Here is a 13,512-nt window from a genome sequence, read left to right as displayed (position 1 = left end):
GAGCATGACCGCCAGCATCGTCGGATGGGCGCATACGCCGTTCGGGAAGTTCGACGCCGAGACCGTCGAGAGCCTTGTCGTCAAGGTCGCCAATGAGGCGATCGCCGACGCCGGCATCTCGGCCGGTGACGTCGACGAGATCGTGCTCGGCCATTTCAACGCCGGCTTCTCGCCCCAGGATTTCACCGCCTCGCTGGTGCTGCAGGCCGATCCGGCGCTGCGCTTCAAGCCGGCGACCCGGGTCGAGAACGCCTGCGCGACGGGCTCGGCCGCCGTGCACCAGGGCATCCGCGCCATCGCCGCCGGCGCCGCGAAAATCGTGCTGGTCGTGGGCGTCGAGCAGATGACGCGCACACCGGGCCCGGAGATCGGCAAGAACCTGCTCAAGGCGTCCTACCTGCCGGAGGACGGCGACACCGTCGGCGGCTTCGCCGGCGTGTTCGGCAAGATCGCGCAGGGCTATTTCCAGAAATACGGCGACCAGTCCGACGCGCTGGCGCTGATCGCCGCCAAGAACCACAGGAACGGCGTCGCCAATCCCTATGCTCAGATGCGCAAGGATTTCGGCTTCGAGTTCTGCCGCTCCGAGAGCGAGAAGAACCCTTACGTCGCCGGCCCCCTGAAGCGCACCGACTGCTCGCTGGTGTCCGACGGCGCCGCCGCTCTGGTGCTGACCGACAGCGAGACCGCGAAGTCCTTCGCCAAGGCAGTGAACGTGCGCGCCACCGCGCACGCGCAGGATTTCCTGCCGATGTCCAAGCGCGACATCCTCGCCTTCGAGGGCTGCACCGTGGCCTGGCAGCGCGCGCTGGAGAAAGCCGGCGTCACGCTGTCCGATCTCTCCTTCGTCGAGACCCATGACTGCTTCACGGTCGCCGAGCTGATCGAGTACGAGGCGATGGGCCTGACGCCGCGCGGGCAGGGTGCCCGCGCCATCAAGGAGGGCTGGACGCTCAAGGACGGCAAGCTGCCGGTCAATCCGTCCGGCGGCCTGAAGGCCAAGGGCCACCCGATCGGCGCCACCGGCGTCTCCATGCACGTGATGACCGCCATGCAGCTCACCGGCTCCGCGCCGGAAGGCATGCAGCTCCCCAACGCCAAGCTCGGCGGCATCTTCAACATGGGCGGTGCGGCCGTGGCCAACTACGTGTCGATCCTGGAGCCAGCGAAGTAAGGCTCAACGACCGTCTATCGTTCGTCATCGCGAGCGAAGCGACTTGTCCGCCATAGCCCGAAAGGCGACCGCGGAAGCAATCCAGGGCCGCGCGTGCCGCTCTGGATTGCTTCGTCGCTGCGTTCCTCGCAATGACGGTGATACAGGAGAGCTTCCGCGATGCGGAAGCTCTTTGTCATTGACTGGTCCGATTGCCCATCATGATCATCTCCACCGAACGCCTGACCTTGCGCGAGTGGCGCGACGACGATCGCGCGCCGTTCGCGGCGATGTCCGCCGATCCGGCCGTGATGCAATTCCTCCGCGCGCTGCCAACGCGGCAGGACTCGGACCGGTGGATCGATTTCCAGATCGTCCATCAGGCCGCGCACGGCTTCGGCTTCTGGGTGGTCGAAGACCGCGCCACCGGCACTTTCCTCGGCGCCACCGGCCTGTTCCGCGTCGCCTTCGATGCGCCGTTCACGCCGGCGGTCGAGATCGGCTGGCGGCTGGCGCGCGCGGCCTGGGGGCAGGGGATTGCGACCGAGGCGGCGCGGGCGTCGCTCACGTTCGGCTTCGATGAGCTCGGCCTCCACGAGATCAGCGCCTATGCCGCGCCGGCCAATCAGGCGTCACAGAACGTCATGCGCAAGCTCGGCATGATCAGGAACGAGGCGTCGGATTTCGATCATCCGCGAGTCGAGGCGGACAGCCCGTTGCGCCGGCAGGTGATGTACCGGCTTCCGCGCGAGGTGTGGGCCAATGCCTCGCGCTGATCTCTCCTCCCAGTCATTCCGGGGCATTCGCGCGCAAAATGGCGAAGCCATTTTGAAGCAGCGCGAATGAGCCCGGAATCCATAACCACAGGACGAGGTGTGTCGAAGGCAGGCGCCAAGAGCATCTCGCGCCCCACGGCCGGTTGTGGCTATGGATTCCGGGCTCGCGCTGCGCGCGCCCCGGAATGACGGAGGGAGGGAAGCCACGCGTGCATCAGCTCCGCCACACCTTTTCCTCGCTGAACCCCAGCTCGGCGAAATCCTTCGCCCGCAAGCTTGAATCATCCGCAGGGAAAAACTCGTCGAGCTGCGGCGGCTTGACGCTGGTGCTCGACAGCATGGCATGCGCCTGGCCGCGGTGATGGATGTCGTGCTGGAACAGGTGCAGCAGCAGCCGGTCGCAGCGCTCGTTCTGCACCCGGCTCTCGCGGTTGATGCGGACGGTGTCGTCGAGCCGCGCCGGCGTCAGCGCCTCGCAGAAAGCAATCAGCCGGCGGTCCATCGCGCCCTGCGCCTTCGCAAGATCTGCGAGGCGCGGGAACGGCACCTCGTTCTGCCACGCCATCGGGCCGAGCCAGCCGCCTTCCAGCGCGTCGATGTAGAACAGGTCGATGATGTAGATGTGGTTCAGGGTCCGCTGCAGGCTGGGGAAAAAGCCGGTGCGCTCGGCAGCGAAATCCTCGGCGCTGAGCTGGCCGCAGGCGGTCAGCAGCCGGTGATTGGCCCAGGCATTGTTGTAGGCGAACGCGCGGAAGGTCTGGACGAGATCGGCGGGCATTGATCAGGGCACCCCGTGATGGCTCGCCGCAGATCATACGGAACTCCGTGCTCCCTTCACCATCCATTTCGGCGGGCCGGAGCGCATCATCCCCATGCGCTTTTGCGGAACTCTGCCGGGATCGGCCAAGCGGCGATTTTCTCCAGGGCCTTCAAGCTGATTTGGCCTGTCCAGTCCCCTGGTCAAAAAGATTCATGTTTCGCTTTTCCAGAAAATATGCTTCACTCTCCCCATCCTGCTTCGCCAAGAGGGGCGCTTCGCGATCGTCACGAACGTTGAGGCAGGGAGGCGGTGGCCGCGACGTGTCGCAGCGTAGCTTGTCTGCGCGGACGAACGGCATGGCGCGGACGTGAAGTCGCGTGGTCCCGGCATCCCGATGCTGATGCCAAGCCTAAGGGGCACGATGATCCCAACGGCGACGGTGGCCAAAAGCCGGTGCACCGAGGAGAGCGCGAAGTAAGCGTGAAAACCATCGCGCAGGGAAGGCCGGGTCGGTCCGGCTGAACCTGTGGTTCTCTCCCCGTGCTTTCTTTCGCACGGGGGCCACGGGTGCCAGTCGGCACCCGGCCTTCCCTGCGCCCTCTGTTTCAAGGAGGGCGGCGACGATCAGCAAAGCTCGGACAGATCCTGTCGCGAGGCCATCGATGCTTGGGTGCTTGCGAAAAGCAGACCTTGCCTCACTCCGGCATCATCTCGCCGGAGCCGCCGAACTCCGCCGGGAAATCCTTCAGCTTCGGCAGGCCGTCCCTGATGGGCAGCACCGTCTCCGCGTAGTTGACGTGCACACCGGGCGTGAACTTCAGCGTCGGAATCGTCGCGGCATAGACGTCGATCATGCCGAGCGGCGGGTGGTCGGTCATCAGATGCCCGCCACACTTGGTGCAGTATTTGCGGTGGCTCATGTCGGTCTTGTGATAGCTGCCGATCGCGTCAGCCCCCTTGGTCACCCGCACGTTCGCAGGCTTCCACAGGGTGAAGGCGTTAACCGGACCGGCCGACCAGGAGCGGCACGACGAACAGTGGCAATAGCCCATCGCTTCCGGCTCGCCATCGGCCTCGATTTCGACCGTGCCGCAGAAGCATTTGCCCTGATAGAGCGTCATGAGCGTTCTCCCTCGTGTTTGTTTCGGATGTTGGACCGGCATGCTGACACACCTGAACGCTGAAATGGAATCCTAGAATGCAGCTCGCGGCGGGGAACATCTGGTGCAGCGCGGCGGTCGTCGTCCGTGATCCGCGACACGGAATGTTGCGGCGGGGGATCTGACGCATGGCCCCATACCCGCGCGGCGGCTTGCTAGGGAACATCAGGTGCCGTTAGCTCTGGCGACAACAAGGATCGAGGGAGCCGACGCCACGATGGGACCGCTTGCGGGCATCAAGGTCATCGACATGACCACCGTGCTGATGGGGCCGTATGCCGCCCAGACGCTCGGCGACTACGGCGCCGATGTCATCAAGGTGGAATCGCCGGAAGGAGACGTCACCCGCAAGATCGGCCCGTGGCATCATCCGGGCATGGGGCCGGTCTATCTCAATACCAACCGCAGCAAGCGCGTGATCTGCCTCGACCTCAAGAAGCCCAGGGGACGCGAGGCCGCGCTGCGGCTCATCAAGGACGCCGACGTCCTGCTCTACAACATCCGGCCGCAGGCGATGGCGCGGCTGAACCTCGGCTATGACGTGGTCTCCGCGCTCAATCCGCGGCTGGTCTATGCCGGTGTGTTCGGCTTCGGCCAGGATGGTCCCTATGCGGCCAAGCCCGCCTATGACGACCTGATCCAGGGCGGGGCGGCGCTGTCGCATCTGATGGCGGTCGCCGGCGACGGCACGCCGCGCTACGTGCCCAATGCGCTGGTCGACCGCATCGTCGGCCTGACGGCGGTCGGTGCCATCTGCGCCAGCCTCGTACACCGTGACCGCACCGGGCGCGGCCAGCGCCTGGACGTGCCGATGTTCGAGACCATGTCGGCCTTCATCATGGGTGACCACATGGGCGGGCTGACCTACCAGCCCCCGCTCGACAAGGGCGGCTATGCGCGGCATTTGTCGCCCGACCGCAGGCCCTACAAGACCGCCGACGGCCATATCTGCGTGATCGTCTACAACGACAAGCAATGGGACGCGTTCTTCACCGCGTCCGGCCGCACCGACCTGCGCGCGGATGACAGGTTCAACAGCTTTGCCCGGCGTGCCGCCAACATCGATTTCGTCTATGCCGAGCTCGCGCGCATCTTTCAGACGCGCACCACGGCCGAATGGACCGATCTGCTGGATGCCGCCGATGTGCCGGTCATGCCGATGCACGACCTCGAAAGCCTGCTGAACGATCCGCACCTCGTGGCGACCGATTTCTTTCCCGTCGTCCAGCATCCGACCGAAGGTCCGATCCGCAGCACCCGCGTGTCCGCGACCTGGTCCGAGACCAAGGCCGAGCCGCTGCGTCTGGCGGCACGGCCGAACGAGCATGGCGCGGTTATCCTGCACGAGCTTGGTTTCTCGGACGAGGAGATCGCCGCGATGATCCGCGACGGCGTGACGACGCCGGCGCCTGCCAGGGAGTGAGACGATGGATTTCGCGCTCTCCGCCAACCAGGAATCGATCCGCGATGCGGTGGCCAAAATCTGTGCTCGCTTCGACGATGCCTACTGGCTGAAGAAGGACAAGGAGGGCGGTTTTCCCGCCGACTTCCACAGGGCCTTGGCCGAGGCTGGCTGGCTCGGCATCTGCATCCCGGAGGCGTATGGCGGCTCCGGGCTCGGCATTCTCGATGCTGCGATCATGATGCGCACCATCGCCGAATCCGGCGCCGGCATGTCCGGTGCCTCGGCGATCCACATGAACGTGTTCGGGCTCAATCCGGTCGTCGTGTTCGGGACCAAAGAGCAGTGTGCGCGGATGCTGCCGGGCATCGTCGATGGCAGCGAGAAGGCCTGCTTCGCCGTGACCGAGCCGAACACCGGCCTCAACACCACCCAGCTCAAGACGCGTGCCGTGCGCAAGGGCGACCGCTACATCGTCAACGGCCAGAAGGTGTGGATCTCGACCGCGCAGGTCGCCGAGAAGATTCTGCTGCTGGCGCGCACGACGCCGCTGGAGGAGGTGAAGCGCCCGACCCATGGGCTCAGCCTGTTCTACACCGATTTCGACCGCAGCCGGATCAAGGTGCACGAGATCGAGAAGATGGGCCGCAAGCCGGTCGACTCCAATGAGCTGTTCTTCGAGGATGTCGAGATTCCGGTCGAGGATCGCCTGGGCGAGGAGGGGCGCGGCTTCGACTACATCCTGCACGGCATGAATCCGGAGCGTATCCTGATTGCCGCCGAAGCCGTCGGGCTCGGTCATCTCGCACTGTCGCGCGCGTCGGCCTATGCGAAGGTGCGCAACGTGTTCAATCGCCCAATCGGCCAGAACCAGGGCATCCAGCATCCCCTGGCGAAGAACTGGATGGAGCTGGAGGCCGCGTGGCTGATGGTGCTGCAGGCCGGCTGGCAGTACGACCAGGGCCGGCCTTGCGGCCCGGCGGCGAACGCCGCGAAATATCTCGCCGCCGAAGCCGGCTTCCACGCCTGCGAGCAGGCGGTGATGACCCATGGCGGCTTCGGCTATGCGCGCGAGTATCACGTCGAGCGCTATTTGCGGGAATCCCTGATCCCCCGCATCGCCCCGATCAGCCCGCAACTGATCCTCAGCTTCATCGCTGAGAAGGTCCTCGGTTTGCCGAAGTCGTATTGAGATGGGTTCTGACTGAGATGATGAACGCAATCGTGATGGACGCACAATGCCTGCATTCCCGCCCCCCTTGTGGGGGAGGGGCAGGGAGGGGGGTACCCCACGAAGGCTCGTCGTGCGGCCATCCCCACCCCCGACCCCGCCCCACAAGGGGGAGGGGGGCGCAGCGGCGCTCGTGGTGGGGACCATGACCTACATCACCGGCACCGGGCTTACCTCGTTCGGCAGGCATGACGGCCGCTCGTCGCTCGACCTGATGAGCATGGCGGCGCAGCTTGCGCTGGATGATGCCGGGCTGACGCGGCGCGACATCGACGGCATCCTGTGCGGCTATTCCACGGTGTCGCCGCACATCATGCTCGCAACCGTGTTCGCCGAGCACTTCGGCATCACACCCTCTTACGCCCATGCGGTGCAGGTCGGCGGCGCCACCGGGCTCGCGATGGTGATGCTCGCGCATCACCTGGTCGAAGCCGGCGTCGTCAGGCACATGCTCGTGGTCGCCGGAGAGAACCGGCTGACCGGGCAGAGCCGCGATGCGTCGATCCAGGCGCTGGCCCAGGTCGGCCATCCCGATTATGAGCTGCCGCTCGGGCCGACCATCCCTGCCTATTACGGCCTCGTCGCCTCGCGCTACATGCACGAATACGGCGTCACCGAGCATGACCTCGCCGAGTTCGCCGTGCTGATGCGGGCGCATGCGCTCGATCATCCCGGCGCGCAATTCCATGAGCCGATCACCATCGCGGACGTCATGGCATCGAAGCCGGTGGCGCGGCCGCTCAAGCTGCTCGACTGCTGTCCGGTGTCCGACGGCGGCGCCGCCATCGTCGTCAGCCGCGAGCCGACCGGAGCGATTGCGGTGCACGTGCGCGGCTGTGCCCAGGCGCATACGCATCAGCACGTCACGGCGGCGCCGGCCTTGAGCGAGCTTGGTGCCGAAATCGCGATCGCGAAGGCGAAGGCAGCAGCGGGTGTAGACATCAAAGACGTCGACTACGCCGCCGTCTATGACAGTTTCACCATCACGCTCTGCATGCTGCTCGAGGATCTCGGCCTCGCCGGCCGCGGCGAGGCGGCGGCGCGGGTCAGGGCCGGTCATTTCAGCCGCGACGGCGCCGTGCCGCTCAACACCCATGGCGGGCTGCTCAGCTACGGTCATTGCGGCGTCGGCGGCGCCATGGCGCATCTGAGCGAAGCGCATCTGCAGATGACGGGGCGCGCCGGACCTCGCCAAGTCCGCGAAGCAGCGCTGGCGCTGCTGCACGGCGATGGCGGCGTGCTGTCGTCGCATGTCAGCATGTTCTGGGAGCGTGTGCGATGAGCGAATCGTCCGACTGGACCAGGGGGGGTGCAGCGATTCGCTTTCAGCGCTGTGCGTGCTGTGCCCACCTGCAGTATTTCCGCCGCGGCTTCTGCGCGGCCTGCGGCTCGCTTGCGCTCACCGATCACGCGGCGACGGGCGAAGGTACCATCTATGCGGCATCATTGGTCTGTCGTGCCGCGACGCCGGAGACGCGCGCGCATGTGCCCTACAACATCGTGCTGGTGGATATGCGTGAGGGCTTTCGCATCATGGCCCATGGCGACCACGAACTTGCGATCGGCGATCTCGTCATGGCCTGCTTCGTCACCTTCGCAGGCGGCATCGTGCCGTACTTCGGGAAAGTCAAATGAAGATGGGGAACAGAACGACGTCTGAAAAGGTCGACCGCGGGCGGCCGAGGCGGGACGATACGCATGAAAAATTCGTCCCGACCCGGATCGTCGCGCGATTGACACAATACTGTTACGCTACGCCTACTAACTCAAACGCAACTCAACTCGGTCGTTCGCGTGAGCAATCAAGCTCACATTCCTACCTACGGGCGATGAAGAAACTGCGACGCAGAACCTCCAGACAGCCCTTCATCGCCCGTAGAACAGGACGCTGGCGATGACGATCATGGATGTCACCGCCAGCATATGCGCGAGTGCCTCCGACGTTGCCCTCTTAGTGGCTTCCTTCATGCCGTTTCCTCCCTGGACACTGGACACGACTCTCCGTGGCGCAAATACACACGCTACGTCGGCTGGAATTTTACTCGGAACACCCCACTTCGACGTTCGCTTCGCGAGTCCCCACTCGGCGTTCATCGACGGTTCAGAACATCGTCGGGTAATGCGGCGTGAATTGGGCTCGCTTATGGTTGTCCTGCGACCGAGTCCCGGTAACGTTTAGGCGAGCCCGTACAAATACGAGTGATGCGAATTATCGACCGGAAGCTGTTAGTTACTGTGAATTGCAACCTTGAGTATTTGTTTGCTTCGACCGCGTGCGACACGTCGATGACGGACTTCGACGCACTGAAATCAGTCTGCCGCGAGCAGGTTGAGCCGCGCATTGGCGACCGTCAGGCGCTCCGCCAACAGTTGCGCCAGATTGCGCATGATGCGCTCGCCGGCTTTCGGATGGCGCACGCGGAAACGCTCGAAATCCACCAGCGAGATCTCGAAAGCGGTGGCGGAGAAATCCGCGACGACGTCGGCGGAGCGCACGGGCTCCAGCAGTGCCATCTCGCCGAAGCATTGCCCTGCCGTCAGCGTCGCGAGCCGGATGCCGTCGGGCAGGGTGACGTGGACGACGCCGGAGCGCAGGAAGAACAGCGAGGCCGCAGCATCGCCGGCCGCAAGGATGCGTTCGCCCTGCCGATAGTGCCGGATGATCGCCAGTGCCGCGAGCTCATGGCGCTCGTCCGCGGAGAGCCCCGCGAGCAGCGGCTGCTCGGCGAGCTCGGTGGTTTCGAGGAAATCGATGGCGCCGCCATAGCGATAGACGATCTGGTCCTCGGCCCATTCGATCGCGGCGTCGAGCAGGTAGAAGTCGCGGACGTTCCTGATGTCGCCGGTGCGGGCCGCGATTTCCTGCCATTCCGGCGAGCTGCGGCGGATGCCCGACAGCACGACGGTCACGTCGAAGTCGGCGAGCTCGTGAAACAGCTCGGAAAGCAGGCGCACGCCTGCTTGTGTCATCGCGGTGACGCGATGGAGGTCGACGATGACGAATTGCGGTCGCGTGCTCGCCGCAAGCTGGCGCGAGACGTAGTCGACGTTGGAGAGCGACAGCGTACCGACCAGCTCGAGCACGCGCACCGCGTCCGGATGTGCGGCGAGGATGTTGCGCTCCTGCGCGCGGCGGCTGCGCCGCGACGGGCTGGCGCCGATGTCGTAGTCGGCGATGATCGTGGTGCGCGCATCGTCGGAACGGTTGAGCATGTGCAGGCCGTAATGCGCCGACAGCGCCTCGCAGACCTTGATGCCGCGCACGCTGTTGCCGTGACCGTCGAGCCTGGGCGAATAGCTGCCGAGCCCGAGCCGCGCGGGCAGGCTCGCCAGGATGCCGCCGCCGACGCCGCTCTTGGCAGGAATGCCGACACGGTAGATCCACTCGCCGGCGAAGTCATACATGCCCGACGAGGTCATCACCGACAGCGTGCGCGACACCGCATAGGGCGTCACCACCTGCTCGCCGGTGACGGGATTGATGCCGCGATTGGCGAGCGTGGCCGCCATGATCGCGCAGTCGCGCGCGGTGACGAGCACGGCGCATTGCCGGAAGTAGACCGCGAGCACGTCATCGACAGGCTCCCTGATGACCTCCGACGTCCGCAGCAGATAGGCGATCGCGCGGTTGCGATCGCCGGTGGCGGCTTCCGACGCGAACACCGCGTCGTCGACATCGAGCTTGCGGCCGGCGAAGCGGCCGAGCGCGTCGCGGATGGTCTCGAAGGCGTCATTCTGACGTGCCTTGCGGATCAGACCGCTGCACGCGATCGCGCCGGCATTGACCATCGGATTGAACGGGTGGTTCTCCGCATTGAGCCGGATGGAATTGAAGGGATCGCCGGACGGCTCGACGCCGATCACGCGCTCGACCTCGTCGGAGCCGAGCGTATCGAGCGCGAGCGCGAACACGAACGGCTTCGACATCGATTGGATCGTGAACGGCACGCGGCTGTCGCCGACCTCGTAGACGTGGCCGTCCAATGTGGCGAGGCCGATGCCGAAATGCGCCGGGTCGGCCTTGCCGAGCTCGGGGATGTAGTTCGCAACGGTGCCGTCATGATCGGGCCAGAAGTCGGCATGGCAGGCCGACAGGAAGCGCTGCAGCGGCGGCATCGCGGCCGTCGCCCAATGCTGCGGATGTCGGATCGGCCTCGGGTGGGTGGTCATGGCAAGCTCGGCGGGAACAAGGTCTCGCGCCGGTTATGTCGCAGCCGCGACGGCGCAGCCAGCCCACACTTGTCGCAACGCTGGTCAAATGTTGCCGCTGCTCACCGATTGAGCGGGTTTGCGGGCGCGATGACCGTCCCGTGTTGCCATGCGCGAGAGGCGATGCCCATCGAAAGCCGCCGCTGCGGTACCGCGCGTTGGAACCGGCGACGATCGTCCCTCCCGCATCCTGCAGCCGATTGCCTGAGGATGCCGAGTCTTGTGCCAACACGCTGAAGAATGGCGGGTTTTGGAGACGGTCTGCTGTTGTGACGGCAAAACGGCTGGGCTAGCTTGTTCAACAAGCGGAATATCATTCCGCATGACGGAATTGGTGGGAAACGCATGGGACGACGGTCTGAGCGATTGAGCAGGGGCAGCATGCTGCCCGGAGATCTCGCCGGCGAGGGCGAGGTCATTCAGGTGGTGTCGCGGGCGTTCGACGTGCTTCGCTGTTTCGAGGGGCACGAGGCGCGGCTCGGCAATCTCGAAATCTCCAACCGCTGCGGCCTGCCGCGGTCGACGGTGTCGCGGCTGACGCACACGCTGACGCGCATGGGCCAGCTGGTCTACCTGCCGCGCGATCAGAAATACCGCATCGGCCCGAGTGCCGTGGCGATGAGCACGTCGATGACCAGAGGCTTGCAGCTGCGCAATCTGATCCGGCAGCGGCTGCAGGACGTCGCGGAGCAGTTGCCCGGCACCGTCGGCTTCGTGATTCCCGATCGCTTCCACCTCGTCTATCTGGAGTTCGGCCGCGCCGCGAATGCGCTCGGACTGCATGAGACCACCGGCAGCCGCATCTCGATGGCCTCGACCGCGGCCGGTCATGCCTATGTCGCCGCGCTCGAGCCGGAGGTCGGCGACGCCTTGCTGGCCGAGATGGAGCGCGAGATGCCTGACGCGGCCAAGCTGCTGCGGCCACGCCTCGAGCACAACAGACAGTTTCTCAAGGAGCATGGCTACGTCGTGGCCTGCGGCCTGTGGAGTCCGCACATCAATGGCGTCGCGCTGCCGCTGTGGTCGCCGCAATACCAGACCTATGTCGTGCTCACGATCGGGCTGTTGTCGGCGATGTACGACGAGCAGCGGCTGCATGACGAGGTCGCCCAGCCGATGCGCGAGCTCGGCCGCAGCATCGCCGCGCTGCTGCAGGGCGCGGAAGCCGACGTCTTCAACAACCGGATGGACAGAAAACCGCTCCAGGTGAACGCGAAGACTAACCACAAGAACAAGACCATCACCGGGGCAGGGGGAACGAATGAGTTGGCAGCCGGAGCTCGAGGAACTGGCCCGGCGCGAGGCCTTCGCGCGGGAGATGGGCGGGCCTGACAAGGTCAAGCGTCAGCACGACCAGGGCCGTCTCACCGTTCGCGAGCGCATCGACGGCGTCGTCGATCCCGGCAGCTTTCACGAGATCGGCGCGGTCGCCGGCCTCGGCGAGTATGACGAGCAGGGCGAGCTCAAGCACGTCACGCCCGCCAATTGCGTGTTCGGGCGCGCCCGCGTCGACGGCCGCACCGTGGTCGTGGTCGGCGACGATTTCACCGTGCGTGGCGGCTCGGCCGATGCCTCAATCGCCGCCAAGCCGTTGATGGCGGAGGAGATGGCGCACGACTTCCGTCTGCCCATCATCCGTATCATCGAGGGCTCCGGCGGCGGCGGTTCGGTCAAGACGATCGAGACCAAAGGCGCGGCCAATCTGCCCGGCGGCATCGGCGGCAATCGCTGGTACCGCTACACGACCGAGAACATGTCGCTGGTCCCGGTGGTCGCGCTCGGCCTCGGCTCGGTCGCGGGGCTTGGCGCAGCGCGGCTCGCGGCGAGCCACTACTCGGTGATGACCAAGCAGTCGGCGATGTTCGTCGCCGGGCCGCCGGTCGTGAAGCGCCTGGGCCAGGACCTCGGCAAGATGGAGCTCGGTGGCGCCGACATCCAGACCAAGGCCGGCGGCGTCGATCATGCTGTGGACACCGAGGCGGAGGCGTTCGCCTGCGCGCGGCGCTTCCTGTCCTATCTGCCGTCGTCGGTCTACGAGCTGCCGCCGACCTTGCCTTGCACCGACGATCCGCAGCGCGTCGACGAGCAGCTCATCAGCGCGGTGCCGCGGGATCGCCGGCGCGTCTACAAGATGCGGCCGATCATCGAGTCCGTCGTCGACAACGGCTCGTTCTTCGAGGTGGCGCAGAACTATGGCCGTCCGATCATCATCGGCCTCGCGCGGCTCGAGGGCCGCGCGGTGATGGTTCTGGCGAGCGATCCCTATCACTTCGGAGGCTCATGGACGGCGGACGCCTGCCAGAAGGTGATCCGCTGGGTCGACTTCGCCGAGACCTTCCATCTGCCGATCGTCTACCTGATGGATTGCCCCGGCTTCATGGTCGGCCTCGAGGCGGAGAAGGCCGCGACCATCCGCCACGGCGTGCGCGCGATGGCCGCCGTCAACCAGTCGACGGTGCCGTGGTGCACGGTGATCGTGCGCAATAATTTCGGCGTCGCTGGCGTCGTTCATCAGCCGGCCGATCGATTCTCCATCCGCTATGCCTGGCCGTCGGCCCATTGGGGCTCGCTGCCGCTCGAGGGCGGCATCGAGGCGGCGTATCGCGCCGAGATCGACGCCGCGCCGGATCCGAAGGCCAAGCTCAAGGAGATCGAGGAGCGGCTGACCAAGCTGCGCTCGCCGTTCCGCTCGGCCGAGAAGTTCTGGGTCGAGGAGATTATCGATCCCCGCAAGACGCGCGCGCTGCTGTGCGAGTTCGCCCGCCTCGCCGAGCCGCTGCGCACGCCCGGGCCGCCCACGGCGATGACGACGCGGCCGTGA

At 65.7% G+C, this 13,512-nt stretch carries 11 protein-coding genes; 8 read left to right on the top strand and 3 right to left on the bottom strand.

Annotated features, from left to right (window positions below; translation table 11 throughout):
• The first annotated feature begins 4 nt into the window (after positions 1–4).
• The gene (locus tag ACQR13_RS07105; protein WP_315749736.1) at positions 5–1,174 is read left to right on the top strand and encodes an acetyl-CoA acetyltransferase; all 1,170 of its coding nucleotides are present in this window, start codon (positions 5–7) and stop codon (positions 1,172–1,174) included.
• A 200-nt stretch (positions 1,175–1,374) separates the two neighbouring features.
• On the top strand, positions 1,375–1,929 hold the full coding sequence (locus ACQR13_RS07100) for a GNAT family N-acetyltransferase (RefSeq protein WP_434862703.1): 555 nt from the start codon (positions 1,375–1,377) through the stop codon (positions 1,927–1,929).
• 214 nt (positions 1,930–2,143) lie between these two features.
• On the opposite strand, the gene ACQR13_RS07095 is transcribed toward ACQR13_RS07100, so the two are convergent.
• Both ACQR13_RS07095 and ACQR13_RS07090 read right to left on the bottom strand, forming a co-directional pair.
• Positions 2,144–2,707 (bottom strand): DinB family protein, encoded by a 564-nt coding sequence (locus tag ACQR13_RS07095; RefSeq protein ID WP_315827391.1) that lies wholly within the window; start codon positions 2,705–2,707, stop codon positions 2,144–2,146.
• Positions 2,708–3,384: 677 nt separating this feature from the next.
• Positions 3,385–3,810, bottom strand: a complete 426-nt coding sequence (locus tag ACQR13_RS07090) for a GFA family protein (protein ID WP_316173936.1) — start codon at positions 3,808–3,810, stop codon at positions 3,385–3,387.
• Between the two features lie 256 nt (positions 3,811–4,066).
• Between ACQR13_RS07090 and ACQR13_RS07085 the strand changes: the two genes are divergently transcribed.
• From ACQR13_RS07085 to ACQR13_RS07070, 4 genes are all read left to right on the top strand, one after another.
• Entirely contained in the window at positions 4,067–5,272 is a 1,206-nt protein-coding gene (locus ACQR13_RS07085; protein ID WP_316173934.1) for a CaiB/BaiF CoA transferase family protein, read from the top strand.
• 4 nt (positions 5,273–5,276) lie between these two features.
• Positions 5,277–6,443, top strand: a complete 1,167-nt coding sequence (locus tag ACQR13_RS07080) for an acyl-CoA dehydrogenase family protein (RefSeq protein ID WP_315749745.1) — start codon at positions 5,277–5,279, stop codon at positions 6,441–6,443.
• Between the two features lie 184 nt (positions 6,444–6,627).
• The gene (locus tag ACQR13_RS07075; protein WP_315749747.1) at positions 6,628–7,764 is read left to right on the top strand and encodes a thiolase family protein; all 1,137 of its coding nucleotides are present in this window, start codon (positions 6,628–6,630) and stop codon (positions 7,762–7,764) included.
• Complete coding sequence (locus ACQR13_RS07070; RefSeq protein ID WP_316172012.1) at positions 7,761–8,117, top strand: Zn-ribbon domain-containing OB-fold protein; 357 nt, start codon at positions 7,761–7,763, stop codon at positions 8,115–8,117. The genes ACQR13_RS07075 and ACQR13_RS07070 overlap by 4 nt, the downstream gene beginning before the upstream one ends.
• A gap of 675 nt (positions 8,118–8,792) precedes the next feature.
• On the opposite strand, the gene glsA is transcribed toward ACQR13_RS07070, so the two are convergent.
• Positions 8,793–10,652, bottom strand: a complete 1,860-nt coding sequence (glsA, locus tag ACQR13_RS07065) for a glutaminase A (protein ID WP_316185944.1) — start codon at positions 10,650–10,652, stop codon at positions 8,793–8,795.
• 384 nt (positions 10,653–11,036) lie between these two features.
• On the opposite strand from glsA, the gene ACQR13_RS07060 reads away from it, so the two are divergent.
• Positions 11,037–12,023 (top strand): IclR family transcriptional regulator, encoded by a 987-nt coding sequence (locus ACQR13_RS07060; protein WP_316164610.1) that lies wholly within the window; start codon positions 11,037–11,039, stop codon positions 12,021–12,023.
• Entirely contained in the window at positions 11,953–13,512 is a 1,560-nt protein-coding gene (locus tag ACQR13_RS07055) for an acyl-CoA carboxylase subunit beta (protein ID WP_315749753.1), read from the top strand. The genes ACQR13_RS07060 and ACQR13_RS07055 overlap by 71 nt, the downstream gene beginning before the upstream one ends.

It is taken from the genome of Bradyrhizobium sp. HKCCYLRH3059, from assembly GCF_051168035.1.
Classification (GTDB): domain Bacteria; phylum Pseudomonadota; class Alphaproteobacteria; order Rhizobiales; family Xanthobacteraceae; genus Bradyrhizobium.
The sequence above is the reverse complement of the archived record's forward strand: the minus strand, read 5'-3'. Positions and strand labels throughout refer to the sequence as shown.